26 protein-coding genes are annotated in these 14,001 nt (G+C 69.6%); 22 read left to right on the forward strand and 4 right to left on the reverse strand.

Annotation, left to right across the window (positions count from 1 at the left end):
* The first annotated feature begins 104 nt into the window (after positions 1–104).
* The 11 genes from ACWD4A_RS01865 (at position 105) to ACWD4A_RS01915 (ending at position 5,401) form a co-directional block, all read left to right on the forward strand.
* Positions 105–983 carry a hypothetical protein gene (locus ACWD4A_RS01865; protein ID WP_451188057.1) on the forward strand — a complete coding sequence of 293 codons (879 nt, stop codon included), beginning with the start codon at positions 105–107 and terminating at the stop codon, positions 981–983.
* Positions 980–1,732, forward strand: a complete 753-nt coding sequence (locus ACWD4A_RS01870) for a zinc finger domain-containing protein (RefSeq protein ID WP_451188058.1) — start codon at positions 980–982, stop codon at positions 1,730–1,732. The genes ACWD4A_RS01865 and ACWD4A_RS01870 overlap by 4 nt, the downstream gene beginning before the upstream one ends.
* Positions 1,729–2,046 carry a helix-turn-helix domain-containing protein gene (locus tag ACWD4A_RS01875; protein WP_451188059.1) on the forward strand — a complete coding sequence of 106 codons (318 nt, stop codon included), beginning with the start codon at positions 1,729–1,731 and terminating at the stop codon, positions 2,044–2,046. Before ACWD4A_RS01870 ends, ACWD4A_RS01875 begins: the two co-directional genes overlap by 4 nt.
* On the forward strand, positions 2,043–2,201 hold the full coding sequence (locus ACWD4A_RS01880; RefSeq protein ID WP_451188061.1) for a zinc finger domain-containing protein: 159 nt from the start codon (positions 2,043–2,045) through the stop codon (positions 2,199–2,201). The genes ACWD4A_RS01875 and ACWD4A_RS01880 overlap by 4 nt, the downstream gene beginning before the upstream one ends.
* Positions 2,202–2,345, forward strand: coding sequence for a hypothetical protein (locus tag ACWD4A_RS01885; protein WP_451188063.1), 144 nt, complete (start codon positions 2,202–2,204; stop codon positions 2,343–2,345). It abuts the gene before it with no gap.
* A 50-nt stretch (positions 2,346–2,395) separates the two neighbouring features.
* Entirely contained in the window at positions 2,396–2,689 is a 294-nt protein-coding gene (locus ACWD4A_RS01890) for a hypothetical protein (RefSeq protein WP_451188064.1), read from the forward strand.
* A 43-nt stretch (positions 2,690–2,732) separates the two neighbouring features.
* A complete protein-coding gene (locus ACWD4A_RS01895) occupies positions 2,733–2,993 on the forward strand; it encodes a hypothetical protein (RefSeq protein WP_451188066.1) in 261 nt (86 codons plus the stop codon).
* Positions 2,994–3,270: 277 nt separating this feature from the next.
* Positions 3,271–3,735: a hypothetical protein gene (locus tag ACWD4A_RS01900; RefSeq protein ID WP_451188068.1), complete on the forward strand. Its 465-nt coding sequence runs from the start codon at positions 3,271–3,273 to the stop codon at positions 3,733–3,735.
* Positions 3,732–3,893, forward strand: a complete 162-nt coding sequence (locus ACWD4A_RS01905) for a hypothetical protein (protein WP_451188069.1) — start codon at positions 3,732–3,734, stop codon at positions 3,891–3,893. The genes ACWD4A_RS01900 and ACWD4A_RS01905 overlap by 4 nt, the downstream gene beginning before the upstream one ends.
* 420 nt (positions 3,894–4,313) lie before the next feature.
* Positions 4,314–4,853, forward strand: a complete 540-nt coding sequence (locus ACWD4A_RS01910) for a hypothetical protein (RefSeq protein WP_451188071.1) — start codon at positions 4,314–4,316, stop codon at positions 4,851–4,853.
* A 179-nt stretch (positions 4,854–5,032) separates the two neighbouring features.
* Positions 5,033–5,401, forward strand: a complete 369-nt coding sequence (locus ACWD4A_RS01915; protein ID WP_451188072.1) for a hypothetical protein — start codon at positions 5,033–5,035, stop codon at positions 5,399–5,401.
* Here the strand turns inward: ACWD4A_RS01915 and ACWD4A_RS01920 are convergent.
* The 3 genes from ACWD4A_RS01920 to ACWD4A_RS01930 all read right to left on the reverse strand — a co-directional run bounded on the left by ACWD4A_RS01920 (position 5,377) and on the right by ACWD4A_RS01930 (position 6,836).
* Positions 5,377–5,802, reverse strand: a complete 426-nt coding sequence (locus ACWD4A_RS01920; protein ID WP_451188074.1) for a DUF6221 family protein — start codon at positions 5,800–5,802, stop codon at positions 5,377–5,379. The genes ACWD4A_RS01915 and ACWD4A_RS01920 overlap by 25 nt on opposite strands.
* Positions 5,799–6,191: a hypothetical protein gene (locus tag ACWD4A_RS01925; protein WP_451188076.1), complete on the reverse strand. Its 393-nt coding sequence runs from the start codon at positions 6,189–6,191 to the stop codon at positions 5,799–5,801. Before ACWD4A_RS01925 ends, ACWD4A_RS01920 begins: the two co-directional genes overlap by 4 nt.
* 96 nt (positions 6,192–6,287) lie before the next feature.
* Positions 6,288–6,836 carry a hypothetical protein gene (locus ACWD4A_RS01930; protein WP_451188078.1) on the reverse strand — a complete coding sequence of 183 codons (549 nt, stop codon included), beginning with the start codon at positions 6,834–6,836 and terminating at the stop codon, positions 6,288–6,290.
* A gap of 134 nt (positions 6,837–6,970) precedes the next feature.
* Between ACWD4A_RS01930 and ACWD4A_RS01935 the strand changes: the two genes are divergently transcribed.
* The 4 genes from ACWD4A_RS01935 to ACWD4A_RS01950 all read left to right on the forward strand — a co-directional run bounded on the left by ACWD4A_RS01935 (position 6,971) and on the right by ACWD4A_RS01950 (position 9,489).
* Positions 6,971–7,363, forward strand: a complete 393-nt coding sequence (locus tag ACWD4A_RS01935) for a WYL domain-containing protein (RefSeq protein WP_451188080.1) — start codon at positions 6,971–6,973, stop codon at positions 7,361–7,363.
* A gap of 69 nt (positions 7,364–7,432) precedes the next feature.
* Positions 7,433–8,533: a hypothetical protein gene (locus ACWD4A_RS01940; protein WP_451188082.1), complete on the forward strand. Its 1,101-nt coding sequence runs from the start codon at positions 7,433–7,435 to the stop codon at positions 8,531–8,533.
* A gap of 78 nt (positions 8,534–8,611) precedes the next feature.
* On the forward strand, positions 8,612–8,860 hold the full coding sequence (locus tag ACWD4A_RS01945; protein ID WP_451188083.1) for a hypothetical protein: 249 nt from the start codon (positions 8,612–8,614) through the stop codon (positions 8,858–8,860).
* 53 nt (positions 8,861–8,913) lie between these two features.
* Positions 8,914–9,489, forward strand: coding sequence for a hypothetical protein (locus ACWD4A_RS01950; protein WP_451188085.1), 576 nt, complete (start codon positions 8,914–8,916; stop codon positions 9,487–9,489).
* 100 nt (positions 9,490–9,589) lie between these two features.
* On the opposite strand, the gene ACWD4A_RS01955 is transcribed toward ACWD4A_RS01950, so the two are convergent.
* Complete coding sequence (locus ACWD4A_RS01955; RefSeq protein ID WP_451188087.1) at positions 9,590–9,868, reverse strand: hypothetical protein; 279 nt, start codon at positions 9,866–9,868, stop codon at positions 9,590–9,592.
* A gap of 200 nt (positions 9,869–10,068) precedes the next feature.
* Between ACWD4A_RS01955 and ACWD4A_RS01960 the strand changes: the two genes are divergently transcribed.
* The 7 genes from ACWD4A_RS01960 (at position 10,069) to ACWD4A_RS01990 (ending at position 13,895) form a co-directional block, all read left to right on the forward strand.
* Positions 10,069–10,227, forward strand: coding sequence for a hypothetical protein (locus tag ACWD4A_RS01960; protein ID WP_451188089.1), 159 nt, complete (start codon positions 10,069–10,071; stop codon positions 10,225–10,227).
* A complete protein-coding gene (locus ACWD4A_RS01965; RefSeq protein WP_451188090.1) occupies positions 10,224–10,445 on the forward strand; it encodes a hypothetical protein in 222 nt (73 codons plus the stop codon). Before ACWD4A_RS01960 ends, ACWD4A_RS01965 begins: the two co-directional genes overlap by 4 nt.
* Positions 10,446–10,546: 101 nt before the next feature.
* Positions 10,547–11,578 (forward strand): DUF2637 domain-containing protein, encoded by a 1,032-nt coding sequence (locus ACWD4A_RS01970; RefSeq protein ID WP_451188474.1) that lies wholly within the window; start codon positions 10,547–10,549, stop codon positions 11,576–11,578.
* Positions 11,579–11,642: 64 nt separating this feature from the next.
* A complete protein-coding gene (locus ACWD4A_RS01975) occupies positions 11,643–11,801 on the forward strand; it encodes a hypothetical protein (protein WP_451188092.1) in 159 nt (52 codons plus the stop codon).
* A 198-nt stretch (positions 11,802–11,999) separates the two neighbouring features.
* The gene (locus ACWD4A_RS01980; RefSeq protein ID WP_451188094.1) at positions 12,000–12,386 is read left to right on the forward strand and encodes a hypothetical protein; all 387 of its coding nucleotides are present in this window, start codon (positions 12,000–12,002) and stop codon (positions 12,384–12,386) included.
* Positions 12,383–12,889, forward strand: coding sequence for a hypothetical protein (locus ACWD4A_RS01985; protein ID WP_451188095.1), 507 nt, complete (start codon positions 12,383–12,385; stop codon positions 12,887–12,889). Before ACWD4A_RS01980 ends, ACWD4A_RS01985 begins: the two co-directional genes overlap by 4 nt.
* A 796-nt stretch (positions 12,890–13,685) precedes the next feature.
* Positions 13,686–13,895: a hypothetical protein gene (locus tag ACWD4A_RS01990; RefSeq protein ID WP_451188097.1), complete on the forward strand. Its 210-nt coding sequence runs from the start codon at positions 13,686–13,688 to the stop codon at positions 13,893–13,895.
* Positions 13,896–14,001 lie beyond the last annotated feature (106 nt).

Consider the following 14,001-nt stretch of genomic DNA (forward strand, 5'->3'; position numbering starts at 1 on the left):
TCATTGTACAATTCAGGTGTGGGTGAGAGGGCCTGCAGGCCGCCCTGAGGGGCCTGATTTGCCGCGCCGTCTCACGCCCCCGTCCGACGCAAGGAGCACCGCCCGTGGCCTGGTCCCGCATCGATGACTCGCTGCACTCTCACCCCAAGATCATGTTGGTGGGCAACGCGGCGACTGGCCTGTTTGTCCGGCTCATCTCCTACGCCGGACAGCACCTCACCGACGGGTTCGTGCCTGCTCATGTCGCCCGCGCGTACGGGACGCCGCGTCTGCTGAACGCGCTGTGTGACGCGAATTTGCTCACCAGGGTCGATCCAAAGTCGAATCAAACTTCGGAAACGCACCCGCACTTGCAAGGCCCGGGTTTTGTCATCCACGACTACCTCGACTACAACCCCTCCCGAGAGCAGGTCCACGCCGAGCGAGCGAAGAACGCCGCACGTCAGGAAGCTTTCCGGCGGCGCAAGCGCGGGCAGGAGTCGCCGCCGAATGACTCGTCGGAGCCCGCCGGTAACGAGGTGAGTAACGGCGTTACTAACGCTGCGACTAACGGCGCCCCGGCCCGGCCCGGCCCGACCCGACCCCCTGAGGGGGTTGATGTGTGTGCCCCCCATACCAGTAGTAGGGGCCGCGCAGAGAAGGCGCACACACCCATCCCCACCGGATTCGAACCCAGCGCCCACTCGCTCGCCTGGGCCGAGCGCGACGGCCATCTCCAACGCCTCGGCGGACACGAAGGTCTCACCGCCGTAACCGCTGCCTTCGTCGACTGGCACACCGCCAAGGGCACCACCGCCGCCGACCCCAACGCTCTCTGGCGCAAATGGGTCCGCGAACAGCGCACCACCCCCGCCGCCATCGCCCCCACAGACACCACCGTCGTGCCCTTCCCCGGCACCCCGCCACTCAGCAAAACCGGCCAGCAGCGCGCCGCCCTCGCCGCCGCCCGCGAACAAGCCCGACGAGAGGGGAAGATCAGTTGAACCTCGACGAGACCTATCAGCTCCTCGACCGCGTCAGCATGGTCGACGACCGCATCGTCCGCACCGACCCCCGGGAAGCCGCCGGACAAGCCGACCTGTGGGCCGCCATCCTCGCCGACGTACCGCTGCCGTTCGCCGCCCACGCCGTCCTGAAGCACTACAAGACAAGCCCGTTCGCCCTCCGGCCCTCCGACATCGCGGAACAATGGCGGCTGTACGTCCGCGACCGGCTGGAGCGACACACCGAGTCCGAGCCCCCGGACGGCGACACCGGCGACGACACCTACCAGGCCGCGCTGATCGCCGAACGGCGCGCGGTCGCCGTGGGCGAAATGGAGCCGCGCCCCACGAACGCACTGCCTCCCGGCAGCACCTCGTCGCACGAGAGTCGCGGCCGAGCGCTCCTCCAGCTCGTCGGCAGCGAACTCACCAGCCGACGCCAGGAGTTCACGGCGCCGTGCCCGCATTGCCACTCCGCTAGCGGAAAGCCGTGCACGGACGGTCGAGGCAAGAGCCGCCGCGATGCCCACCCGACCCGCATCGAAGCCTCGCGCGCCACTGCGGCCGGGCAACCACCCGTCGACCACCGCGCCCTCGCAGACGAGATCGATCGACGCCGCGCTGCCGCTCAGGCTCACATGAACGGCCTCAGCGACGAAGACCGCGCCCGGCTCGCCGAGTTCGAAGAACAGCTCCGCAAGAACGAGACCGAGACCGGTACCGAGAATCCGGAGGCCACCGCGTCATGACCGTGCCCCACTGCGCCGGCCCGGTCGGCGACATCGTCCGCCGCAACGTTCGGCGTCTCCGGGCCGAACGGCGACTGACCACCGAGCGCCTTGCCGAACACCTCAGGCAGCATACGGGGCGATCGATCCCTGCCAGCGGCATCACCCGGCTGGAAGGTGGTCAGCGTCGCGTCGACGTCGACGACCTCGTAGCACTCGCCACGGTCCTCGGCGTCACCCCGGCTCAACTCCTGGAGCCGCCGACCGACTGCGCGGCTTGCCGCGGAACACCGCCGCCCGGCTTCGCCTGCCGCACCTGCGGAGCTAAGGCGTGACCGGTCACCCGGAGCACGCCATCCGCTGCCCCTGGTGCCACGCACCACCCGGACAACGCTGCACCAGCCCCCGCGGCCGACCCATCCGGGTCCCAAGCCACGACGCCCGCATCGACGCCTGGAACAACCGACCCACCAACCCCGAGGAGCTGTAAGTGGCCCGCTGGATCTTTCCCCCGGAAGTCACCGGCCCCGCCCCCGCCGAGCCCGACGAGAACGACTGGTGCCCGGCCTGCACGTACCACTGGCGGGACTGCGTCTGCGCCGACCGCGTCACACCGCACCCCTCGGAACTGTGAACGCACCTCACCCGCCGCCCAGTAACCCGCCGCCTACACAGGAGCCGACCATGACCGAACGCCCCGCCGGGCTTGACCGCCTGCTCGAATTCGTCGCCGCCAACCTCCCCGACGAGGAGACACTGCTCCGCTCACGCCCGAGCGCCCACACGGCGACCGACCGCATCCGTCTCGACGACCTCACCGGCGACCAGCTCGACCAGCTCTACGACCGCCTCAGCTTCCTCGAAGCCTTCACGGACGTCGTCGCCCTCGAACTCGACGACTGGGACAAGACCAGCCCCGCCCACCTCCGTCGCGAGCTCGACGCGCTCAACACCGCCCGCGCCATCCCAGGCGCCTGACTGTCCAATCCAACGGCCCGCCCTCGAACCCGTGGAGCACACCGTGTCCATCCCGTACCGCGCCGATACCTTGGCCGCCGCGCTCGTCGCCGCCCTGGTCCTCACCGCCGCCCGCCGCAGGCCTCGCCCCGTGGTCCGGCGGCCCCGGCGGTGCACGCACACGCCGCCGATCGGGTCGTACGTTGCCGCCGACGTCTCCGCGCCCACAACTCCCGTCCAGCCGCCGGTATTCGCATGGTGCTGCGAAATCTGGTGGCTCACCAGCGGCCGCGACCACGCCAGCTACTGCCCCGCCAATTGCTGACACTCACCCCACCCGCCCGCCGCTACGGACGCCGCGCCAAGGCCGGACACCACACCGGCTGCCGTGCTACACGGCGCCGACCACGCCCGCTTCAGCCCCGCCAACATCTGTGCTCGCAGCCGATGGCTTTCACCTGCTGCTCGCCGACCGGCTCGACTGCTGGTCCCGGTTCCTCCTTCGCCGAGCGCGGCGAACCCGGAGACGGAACCTGCTTCTTCTGCGGTAGCGATCACGCCCTCGCTATCGCCCAACACCTGCTTGGAGAGGACACCACCTGATGAGCGACGCCCCCGGCGACACCCTGCGCGCCGCCGCCGAAAAGCTCCGCGCGCTCGCTACTGCCGCAGCTTCCGCCGATGACGGCGCCCCCACCGCCCACTGGCGCTACGAACCCCAATGCCACGATTCGGGAAAGCGCTGGGGCACGGGCCACCTTTACGCGATCGACACCGCTGAGCAGATCCCCACCGGGCTGGGGCGGGGCCGCATCCGACTCCTCCACGGCGGAGGCCACGGCACCCGCAGCCGCGCGCCCTTCTTGACCGACGGGGTCGGCGAGTACATCGCCGCGATGGGCCCTGCCACCGGTCTCGCGCTCGCCGAGCTACTGGCTGCGGAGGCCGACGTCGCGGACGACTTTCGGAGGCAATGCCCCGCTCTCACCGACGGGGAACTCGCTGCCTGGGTTCACGGTCCGCTGACGATCGCCCTACACCTTCTCGGAGAGGACACGGACCAGTGAGCGACTCGACCACCGACGTCGACCAGGTGCTGCGCATCGTTGCCGCCTGGTGCGTTACAGCGAACGACAGTGGCGGAGTCGATGCCGGTGACCTGGCCTGGAACCTGGAACGCGCCGGATACCCACTGCCCGACCTCGGCGAGGAGCCGGAGCAATGAGCACCCGTGACCTCGTCGCCACCATCGTCGCCGACGCCGGTCAACTTGCGCTCGCCCTTGTGGCGCTCGCCGGGCGCATCGGCCCCAGGACCGGCGGCATGCTGTGAGCGGTCCGTCGTCCAACCCCCGGGACGAGCACGCGCCCGCCCCGGGGAACACCTGGGAGACCCGCCTGGTCCGTACCGAGGTGGTCGTCGACGACGGCGCACCCGACCCGCAGCCCAGCCGTGCCGCCCGGCGCACTGCGGCCCGCGCCCGTTACAAGGGAGGACCGATGTCCACTCAGCAACCGTCGCAGAACGACCGAAAGGCCCCTCACCTCACAACCCGGCAGGAACCCCTCCGATCGAGTCGGATGCCGATCGCCCCGCAGGCGGGCACGCAGCGCCTCGCCTCTTCATCCTCCAGCGGGACCGGGACATGAGTGGCGTCTCCGGCGCTGGCCACGTGGCCGACGGCGTCCAGTGGCCGGACGACACCGTCGCCATCCGGTGGCGAGGCGCCCGCCCGTCGACCGTTCACTGGAACCGGCTCGATGACGCCAAAACGGTGCACGGACACGGCGGCGCCACCTGCATCATCTGGACGGACACCAGCCCGGACGCCGCCCGGACAACAGCGAACACCGCGCCCGCCGAGACGGCCATGGCCTCGGCGGACAACGTCCGGACACCGTCGTGCACCGCCGACACGGCCCTCCGCGACGTGCTGCTCGCCCTCCTCTCCCGCGCCATCCGCAGCACCCTCAGCCAGGAAGACGGCCAGCTACTGGAACAGCATGTTGAGCGGCTCCTCGTCGAACGGGATGCTCTCGCCGCCGCCGTCGACCGCGTTTCCCACGCCATCGCGGACGCGTTGGCCGATCGCGTCACGCCGGACCCGTCCGAGCGCGCTTTGTACGGTGGCGACCACCTCGACGCGATTGCCGCTGCCCTCAACAGCCCCGGTAGCTGGTTGTGATGTGGTCCCGCTCCAGTAGCTCAGGATCCAGCATGCACCGGATCGTAGAGTGCCGCCCGGACTCAGCGAACAGGAAGCCTCCCGATCTTGAAGCCGAGCCCTCAGGGATAGAGAACGATCGGGATACCGAGACCAAGCAGACCCCGTATACCCCAACTGAGCGTGGAAAGAGAGCGCCCATGCCCATCATCGGCCCCGGCCCCGACGACCCCGAGAACGACGACTGGGACCCCTCCTGGGATGACCAGGACACCCCGTTCCGGCGCTGGTTGTACGAGAAACTCACCGCGGCCGGATTTGACTACGCAGCCGACGCCGCTGGCATCTACGCGCCCGCCAACCGGTACAACGGCCTCGACGACATCAACATGGTCATCCTCGCCACGCTCACCGACACCAGCATCGACGCCGTGCAGGCTGCCCACAAAGCCGACCTCGCCGATTGGGCCCGCGAGCAGCAGCTTCGAGATCACCCCGACCTTGCCGTCCTCGACGCAGACCTGGACCGCATCCGGCATCGCTCCTACGGAAGCCACTCCTCGCGGTAGTCCGGGTGGCCGGCGTACGGCAAGGCCAGGTGGGGCAGGACTTCGCCGATCACGTGCCGCTGGACGGAACCCGTGAAGCGGTTGGCGGAGTCGGGGAGAGCGCCGCTTGCCTCCGGCTCCTCGTAGAGGTCGAGGATGGCCCGCCGCCCCGCAATGTCGGCGAGTACGCGAGCTGGATCATGACGGGCGATATGGCGCGCATCCGCCCCCTGCAAGCCGCCGCACATGCGAAATCGGCTGTTCGCCCACACTTCCCATTCATAGTCATCGCCCAAGCCGTCGCCAGGGCGAGCCTCCCACCCGTTATGCCTCATGGTGTTGAGACTCCATGCCGTTTCTCGGGCTGTCTGCTCGTCCTCGTCGAGGCGGGCGCGGAGAAACGCGAGCAGGTCGGTGGTCACGTACCTACCACCTCGTACGTGAAGCTCTTTCCTTCGACGGGCACGAGCAGATTCGGGTTCGACTTCGCGATGGTGGTCAGATACTGACGCGCACTCGTCGGCGTCAGTGCACGAATCCCCAATGTTTCGCAGGCGGCCTGCGCTCGTTTGCTGTCCCAACGGCCGCCATCGGCCTTGATGCGGTCCCGAAGTAGGTCGTAAGGAGTGGGGGTCAGTTGAACCGGGGCAGCAGTTGAGTTCGCCACCAGAGTGGCAGCGGCAAGCGCGAGAGTGGCTTTGATCTGCGCCACTTGGAGGTACTGCTCAGCAGTGAGGGCTCCAGCCTCGTCAATGTGGTGGAGGGCCTCGGTGACAAAACGCTCGTACTCTGCTTCGGGAGGCTGTGACATGGCTGATCTCCTAGTTCTGCGATGAATCAGGACGCGCTCTTGGGGGTCAGGGCTTGGCCCGCTCACTGTTGTGCTCGCGCACGACCAGGGCGGCAGTCACTGCTCCCGCCGCCGATCGCCCGCCACATCCACATAGCCAGCCTGTAGAGCGGCCTCGACGACGGCGTGGCGCATCCACCGTGTTGGTACGTCGCAGAGTTCGCGCCGGATCTCCCGGCCCCAGTCCGGATGCTGCGCCTCGGCCTGGCCAGCCAGCAGCCGTACCTTGTCCTCGGAGAGAGCAACTACCCCCGGCGACAAGCCAAGGCTGGGTGGGGGCTCCGGGGCCGTCGTTCGCTTGGAATTGGAAGGGGAGCCTTCCCAGTGCTGCGGTGTCTGCTCGGGGGCCGGGCGTTCGCGGGTTGCGAGCCTTCCTACCGTTGGCGGTCGCTTGCGCTCGATGCCCAGGTCCCGAGCCATACGGCGGAACACCTCGGGGGTAAGCCCGGTGAGCTTGGCGAGCTGCCCGACCGACATGCCGGCCTGGAGCTGCCGGGCGGCCATCTCGCGCATCTTCGGCTTGAGGTCGCGCTCGCCTTCGTAGTGCGCCTTGTAGCGGGCGAAGACGTCGAGCGGCTCGTCGGGGGTCTCGTTGTTGTCGACCATGGGGTCATGCTCGCACGATGTGTAGCCCTACGGGAAGGGTAATCAATAGGGCTACACGTAGCCCTATTGACAGGGCTACGTGTAGCCCTACATAATTGAGTCATCGCCAAAGGGGCCAACCCACGGGGGACTTGATGAAGCTCACCGCTCGCCAGACCGCCACCGTCACCCTCACCGACCTCGCCCGCGCCATGGACCGCCAGCAGCCGGTCACCGTCACCTACACCAAGGCCGACGGCACCGAGACCGTGCGCACCATCGAGATCTACGACATCCGCACCACCAAGGCGGGCGACCTGATCGTCAAGGCCATGGACCGCCAGAGCGGCGACTCCCGCACTTTCCGCCTCGACCGCCTCATCTCCTACACGGTCCACCGCCGCAGCACCTACGCCCTCCGGGTCGAGGAGCACCGCTCCGTGGCGGTCGAGGCCGTGAGCGTGAACACCCCCAACGACGTGTTCTGCCGCGAACTCGCCCGCGAGGACCGCGAGTACTGGAACGACCGCTTCGACCGCGCCGCCTGACAGTCGCCCCGCCCGGCGGCCTCGGCCGCCGGGGCCACACCCAGCACCACGACCTCTCGGGAGTACCTCATGGGACCCTTCACGCTCCAGCAGCTCATCGACGGCATGTCGACGCGCATGCTCGACGCCCTGCACTTCTACGCCAAGACCAACCCCCAGGGCAGCATTGCCCGCTGCAACCTGGGCAACGGCGGCGGCACCCACGGCGCCCTGTACCGGCGCGGCTTGGTCGGCGAGGGCGTCGACGAGCGCGGGCGGTCCGGCTACTTCCTGACCCCGAAGGCGTGGGCATGCCTCCGCCACATGAACGGCACCGTTCGCCCGGCCGACGCCAAGCGCCTCGACCTCCACGCCGCCCTCGCCGAGGCGTACCCCGCCGAGCAGTGCACCGCCGCAGACCTCCCCGCAGGTACCCACGTCATGTCCTCCGAGGGTCGGCTCGGGACCGTCAACGGGCACGACATCGGACGCGTCACCAACACCGATCACCCGAACTACGGCCGCGAGTACGTCGGCGTGAACTGGGACGCAGCCGAGGGCGACAAGGGATGCAACCGACGCAGCCGCCCCTTCGCCGACGAGCTGACGATCGTCACCCTGCCGGAGAGCCCTCGCGTCGGTGAGCGAGTCACCTACAAGGTCGGGCGTCACACGGTGAACGCCACGGTCGTCCTGCTCATGAACGAGGCTGGGCAGGTGGGCGTCGTGGCTGACGGAGACCGGACGGGGAGCGTCCACTACGTTCGCGTTGCACCCGGGTTGCTGACGGTGCAGGCGCCGGACATCGACAGTCTGCACGCCGCCGCCCTCTACGAGAACCAACTGCGGACGGACTTCATCGCCGAGGCTGCCCTCGCCGCCCGGGTCCGCGCCGCCCTCGGCATGCCCGACTACGGGCCCCCGCGCCCCGACATGGACGAGACGGCGACCCGCATCCTCGTGTGGTCCGTCCGCGAACTCCAGGACGTGTACGACCGCGTGGGCGGCACCGTCACGCGCCAGCCGGTCGAGCGCACGCTGAGCGACGGCACCAGCTACTCCGCCTACGAGATCACCGTCGCCGTCACGCTCCCGGCCATCGGCCGCGTGCAGATCTTCACCGACTGGGCCCCGGAGGACGGCTGCCACCACCTGCCCGTGATGCAGGCCATCAGCGCCCTGCACACCTGAGCCCCGACCGCCCGGCGGCCGTTCCGCCGCCGGGCCCGCTACGGCCTTCAAACCCCAATCGCCGCAAGGGAGCACGACATGGGCGAAGACACCCTCTTCCGCCGCCTCGACCTCATCCAGCCCGGCGACCTCGTCCTCTACCACGGCAGCATCCCGCGCGCCCACGGCCTCTACATCGCCTTGCCGTGCCCCTGCTCGACGTGCCGATTCCTCTACGAGTTCGCCCCCGCGGACACTCGATACGCGCTCGTCGACCCGTGGGGCGAACTCCCCGGTCCGCGGTGCGTACGCCGCGAGTCCATCACCCGCTCCACCGCCTGCAACTGAACTGTGCCGTCCGGCGGTCCGAGCAGGACGCCACATCGCGAAGGGAAACCCCCATGAACGAATTCAGCATCGGTGACCGCGTCCGCATCACGGACGCCGACGAGGAGAAGCTCATCGGCTTGCTCGGCACCGTGACCGAACTGCTGCCCAGGGGCATCTGCGGCGTCGTCCTGGACGGCGCCCCGACCCAACTCCCCGCCGCTTTCCACCCGGACGAACTAGAGATCACCGAACCGTGCGACGCCACGCCCGCAGCTCCGATGGCCGAGTTGCTGCCGAGCCTGCCCGAGGACGAGTGGGGCTCAATCGACGGCTATGACTGGATCGGCCGCCTGCCTGCCACCGGCTGGTACGCCGTCGGCGTCTGGGGGAAGGACGGTTGGCCGCTCGGATCATGGCCGTACCAGATCGTCGCCCACTTCGACATGGAGCCTCTCTCCCTCTTCGGGCTCGCCACCTACGTCGAAGACGACGTGGACGTACAGGCCTTCGCCAGCCGCGAGGAGCGCGACGCGGCGACCAACGAAGTCGCGGTGCACTGGTGGATCAGCAACGAGAACGGCCCCGACGGCCTCGCCCCCGACATGTCCCCGATCCCCGCCACCTACTGCGGGCCGTACCCGGGCTGACGTCAGATGCCTCAGTGGCCCGGCCGACGACAGCGCGCCGGGCCACGCAGATTCGGCGAACAGGCGATAGACCGCAGCCCCCTGGGCTCTCTCTGCTGTCTCAGCCCGCTTGCCCCGTGACATGGGCATCATCCGCGCTGCTGTCCTTCATCGGCGGTCCGTGCTTGTCCGTCCGGTGCCCTTGCCGCGTCTTCCGGTCACGGAAGTACGGCTCCAGAACGCGCCAGTCGAAGAGTCGCATGCGGCCGACCTTTGGGGCCTGGTCCAGGGGGAGGGGCCAGTCGGGGTCCGTCTCGGCGAGCTGCCGGATGCGCTGAACGGTAAGCCGCGTCAACTTGGCTTGCTCCAGGCGATCGGGCATCTCCGGGAACGTGACCATGTCCGGCCCTCCTCTCGCGTGCGCTTCCTCTCCTTGTGGGGAGCTGGGCATGCCTCCACCCTCTCAGACTTCCTTGTTTTAAAACAAGGAAGTCGCTACGCTCGAAACGCACCAACAGAACGGCCCCGGCCCGGCGCTGCACACGCCATATGAGCCGGGGCCAGACCTACCCGCAACCTTCACGAAGAGGCAGGTCCGCCATGGAGCGTACCCATAACGAGCTCGAACCCGACCGCACCCCCCACGAGAACCCCTTGTTCTCCGAGCCCGCCGATGTCGAGCACTGCCAAGCGGACTACGAGAACGGAGCGGCTGCCCGCGCCGCCGCCCACGACGAGTGGAACGGGGGTCGCCGGTGATCCACGCCGTCTTCGACCCCAACCGCACCGTCATCAAGCAGTTCAGTGACGGCGAGCACCCCCACGGTTCCCTCTGGCTCGCCCAGCGAGCCCTCCAGACCCGCTACGCCCACATTAGGGGCGCCTTCGTCGACGGGCTCTGCGAGCGCCACCAGGAGCCGCGCACCGACTGCCGCCAGTGCGCGGGCGAGACCGGATATTCCAACCGCGGTCGCTGACCCGCCGAACCGGCCGGGCCCGCCACTACTCCCTGCGCGGGCCCGGCTCTTCCTCCTCCGTCCAGGAGTAGCACGTGAACCGCAATGCCTGGCGCACTGCAATGGCGGTGGCCTCTTGCGCGGCGATTGCGACCACGGGATGGTCGCTTTACGTCGTCACCCGGTACTACGGCACGCCCTCACCTGTCGCGGTTGCTGCGGTGGCCGCTTTCGATGGTCTCGCCTACGCCGCGCTTCGCCTCGCGTCGGAGGCCTCCTCCGAAGGCCGCTCCGCCGTCGGTGCCCGGCTCACGGCCGTGGCCATGGCGGCTATCTCCGTAGCCCTGAACAGCGAACACTCCGGCCTCATTCATGGGGGCATCGTTGCCTCACTGGCCTTTTCCAGCCCCGGAGTTGGCCTGCTCGCCGTCTCCGAACTGTCCTGGGCGGGCCCCCGCGCGGCGAAGCGCGCGCAGAGGGGGGAAAGCCCGTTCCGTCCCGCGTCACTCGGCGGATGGTCGTGGGTCATGGCACCCGTCCGCGCCGGGAGGTCGGTTCGGCAGCAGGCGCTCCTGCACATCGACAGCAGCTCGAAGCCCGTGCCGCCCGCCGCCGGGCCGTCCCGGCACACCGCTACCGAGAAGCTCCGGCAGCGCTTCGCGGAGATGGACCCGGCCGAGGCGATCCAGATCGCGCACGATGCCCAGCCCAGCCTGACGCCTGGTGAACTGGCGGCGCTCCTCATCCGGTACGGGGTGATCGTCGATGCCGTCCAGGTCGCCCTGGCCCTGAGCCAGCGGCCGCCCACCACCCGGATCGACCGCCCGGACACCGCCCGGACCCGCCCGGACCCTCTGCCCCCGCAGGCGCCGAGGAGGCCGCTGTCCAGCGCGGACATCCTGTCCGGACGTCCGGACAGCATCGCCGACGCCGCCCGGCGACTCATCCGGCACGGCATCACCGACAAGTCCGAAGCAGTGCCCCTCATCATCGACGCCCTCGGACTCGACCTCGCGCGCCAGGCCGACAGCGTCCGCCGCGCCTTCGACCGCGAGATCGACAAGCACGAGAAGGCGAAGCCCCCCACGACCGGGCCCGGGGAGCAGCCAGCCGTCGAGGACGGCGTCGGCAAGGGCGGGGGCGGCTATGCGTGACCGTCCCGCCTGCTCCGGCACGCCCCTCGGTGCCTGCCGCCCAGACCAATGCCATCACCGTCATGTGAGGAACCTCGTGCTCGGCCTCCTGATCGCCACCGGCCTGCTCTATCCCTTCCTCGTCCACGCGTTCGCCCGCCGCAACCCCCGGGCCCAGCGCATCGCCGTGTTCACCGTCGTCGGCTCCCTGCTCCTGGCCCTCCTCGCCTGGGACCGGTGGTGAGCGATGTCCGAGCCGATCACCCCGACCCGGATCATTCCCCCGGACCAGCCGCTCCCGACCGCGCGGCCCATGCCCCCAGCGCCGCCCGGTGCAACCGACCTCCCGCCGTGGCGAACCGCCGCGCCGCCCGACCCGCCACCCCCACCGCGGCCGATGCCGTGGCCGTCCGCGCCGCCCCCGGGCCCGGTCGAAGTCCGAGTGACCGTCGACCTCGTCGCCCCCGAACCCGAGCCGGAGCAGCGTTCCCGGTTCTGGTGGGGCTGGCTGTGGCCGCACATCCGCCCTGTGCAGACCTTCCTCGGCGCCGCCCTCGCGCTCGCGCCGATCCCCTGGACCGGCTACAGCGTGGCCACCACATGGGCGTACACCGTCCATGAATCCCGGGGCTTCGCAATCCCCATTGCTTACGGCCTTGGCCTCGGCGCCCTCGCCGTCGCCGTCAGTGCCGAGCGGCGCGCGCGGGAGAACGGAGTTCTCCGCGAACTGGCCGCCCGGACCGCCGTGGTCATCACCTTCATCGGCGTCATGGGCGCCCTCGATCTCTACGACCCCGTCACGGTCCTCACCGGAGTCCACCACCGATGACCAGTACCCCTCTTACGTACACCGGGGCCGCCATCAGCCTCGCCATCGGCTACCTCAACCTGCGCCCCTGGTGGAAGAGCGGCCGCGACCCCAAGCAACTCCTCCCGTTCGCCGGGATGTTCCTCCTCGGCTCGGTCTCGACGATGTGCGCCGGTGGCATCCTCGGCTGGCTCTCCGGATGCTCCGCGACCGGCCTCAACAAGGCAGGGGAGAAAGCGGTATCCAGTGCCACGGGCTCCAGCCCCGGAGCGTTGGCCCACGGCTCCCTCGGCGCCCTGGACCAGAACGGCGCGGTAGTGGTCTTCCTCGCCACGGTCGCGGCGGGCGCGGCCTGGAAGGCCGCGGGCAAGCTCGACAAGCGCAGGATGGCCAGCGGCGCGGTCTGCGGCTCGTCCCTGACACTCACCGCAGGGGTCGCCGGCGCGCTCGCATGGCTCCCCGGCGTGGTCAACGCGGCTGGCCTGTCCCTGCGCACCGCCCTGGAAGGCGGGGGCATCCTGTGAACCCCCGCGATGCCGCCCAGCACCTGACCGAAGGGTCCGCCGCGCTCGCCCGCCGTCTCACCGACAGGGCATGCGGATGGTGCCGTCGCGGCTACCGCCACGACCTCACAGGCTGGCGCGCCGCGCTCGGCCCCGCCATCCGCGCCGGAACCCTCATCCTGGCCGGCTGGACCGGATGGCACACCGTGCGGGCCGTACCGGCCCTTCTGTGGGCGGCCGTTCCGGCCTGGGCGATCACAGCCTGGCGCACGGCCCCGCGCCCCTCAGCCGGGGACGAGGAGACGGCCTCCGCCGAGGCTTCCGTGACGCCTCCGGCCGATGCTGGTCCGGCGCTGTCCATGGACGCCTTCTCCGCGCTCGTCCGGACCGTCGCGGACGGAGGAGCCGGCGCCCACCTCTCGGCCCTCGCGGAGCACCTCACCGGCAGCCCGGAGAACACCCCCGCCGTGAGAGCTCTGTGCCGGGACCTGGGGGTGCCCGTGTCGGGGTCCGTACGACAGCGAGGGCGCGGGGTGTCCACGGGGGTCAAGGTCACGGACCTCCCTCCCCCTCCTCCGGCTCCCCTCCCGGGCGCTTCCGTAGCTGTAGTCGTCGCAGGTCAGCCCGCAGCTACGGGCACGACTACAACTACAGCTACGCCCTCCGTCGACCGGCACGACTGGGGGGTGACCCTTGCCGCCCGCGACGGTGCCTACCGTAAGACCGCATCCGGCTGGTTGCCGCGTCCGGTAAGCGGCGGGGACGGTCATCATGGCAGGGCAGTAGTCGGTGACGGTGCCAGATGACGGGAGAAGAGATGAGCGAGCGTGTGCGGGTGAAGGTGCTCCTGCTGTTCGGGGACCAGGCCGAGATCGTGGCTGACGCACCGGACAGGCTTGACCCGGTGCGGTACCCGGCCGAGCGGGTCGCGTCGGAAGCGGGGGTGGAGGTGAAGAAGCTTCCCGGCATGCGCCTCACGGCGGTGGCGGGCGATGACGGTCGACTGTCGGAGTTCCGCGTCGCGTGACGGGTCCCCCCGTTCCCCTGTTCCTGGGGACGGGGGTTCTTCACCCCCAGGGGTGTTGCATGTCGATACTCGATGGCTGTAAATTGATACTCGAAAGGGAGGGGCC

It is taken from the genome of Streptomyces sp. NPDC002537 (genome assembly GCF_053594975.1).

What these genes read in the sequence shown, in the direction of transcription:
- ACWD4A_RS01875 (WP_451188059.1), top strand. Translation starts at nt 1,729, where the DNA reads ATGACCGTGCCCCACTGCGCCGGCCCGGTCGGCGACATCGTCCGCCGC.
- ACWD4A_RS01890 (WP_451188064.1), top strand. Translation starts at nt 2,396, where the DNA reads ATGACCGAACGCCCCGCCGGGCTTGACCGCCTGCTCGAATTCGTCGCC.
- ACWD4A_RS01900 (WP_451188068.1), top strand. Translation starts at nt 3,271, where the DNA reads ATGAGCGACGCCCCCGGCGACACCCTGCGCGCCGCCGCCGAAAAGCTC.
- ACWD4A_RS01910 (WP_451188071.1), top strand. Translation starts at nt 4,314, where the DNA reads ATGAGTGGCGTCTCCGGCGCTGGCCACGTGGCCGACGGCGTCCAGTGG.
- ACWD4A_RS01915 (WP_451188072.1), top strand. Translation starts at nt 5,033, where the DNA reads ATGCCCATCATCGGCCCCGGCCCCGACGACCCCGAGAACGACGACTGG.
- ACWD4A_RS01925 (WP_451188076.1), bottom strand. Translation starts at nt 6,191, where the DNA reads ATGTCACAGCCTCCCGAAGCAGAGTACGAGCGTTTTGTCACCGAGGCC.
- ACWD4A_RS01930 (WP_451188078.1), bottom strand. Translation starts at nt 6,836, where the DNA reads ATGGTCGACAACAACGAGACCCCCGACGAGCCGCTCGACGTCTTCGCC.
- ACWD4A_RS01935 (WP_451188080.1), top strand. Translation starts at nt 6,971, where the DNA reads ATGAAGCTCACCGCTCGCCAGACCGCCACCGTCACCCTCACCGACCTC.
- ACWD4A_RS01940 (WP_451188082.1), top strand. Translation starts at nt 7,433, where the DNA reads ATGGGACCCTTCACGCTCCAGCAGCTCATCGACGGCATGTCGACGCGC.
- ACWD4A_RS01945 (WP_451188083.1), top strand. Translation starts at nt 8,612, where the DNA reads ATGGGCGAAGACACCCTCTTCCGCCGCCTCGACCTCATCCAGCCCGGC.
- ACWD4A_RS01950 (WP_451188085.1), top strand. Translation starts at nt 8,914, where the DNA reads ATGAACGAATTCAGCATCGGTGACCGCGTCCGCATCACGGACGCCGAC.
- ACWD4A_RS01955 (WP_451188087.1), bottom strand. Translation starts at nt 9,868, where the DNA reads ATGGTCACGTTCCCGGAGATGCCCGATCGCCTGGAGCAAGCCAAGTTG.
- ACWD4A_RS01960 (WP_451188089.1), top strand. Translation starts at nt 10,069, where the DNA reads ATGGAGCGTACCCATAACGAGCTCGAACCCGACCGCACCCCCCACGAG.
- ACWD4A_RS01970 (WP_451188474.1), top strand. Translation starts at nt 10,547, where the DNA reads ATGGCGGTGGCCTCTTGCGCGGCGATTGCGACCACGGGATGGTCGCTT.
- ACWD4A_RS01985 (WP_451188095.1), top strand. Translation starts at nt 12,383, where the DNA reads ATGACCAGTACCCCTCTTACGTACACCGGGGCCGCCATCAGCCTCGCC.
- ACWD4A_RS01990 (WP_451188097.1), top strand. Translation starts at nt 13,686, where the DNA reads ATGAGCGAGCGTGTGCGGGTGAAGGTGCTCCTGCTGTTCGGGGACCAG.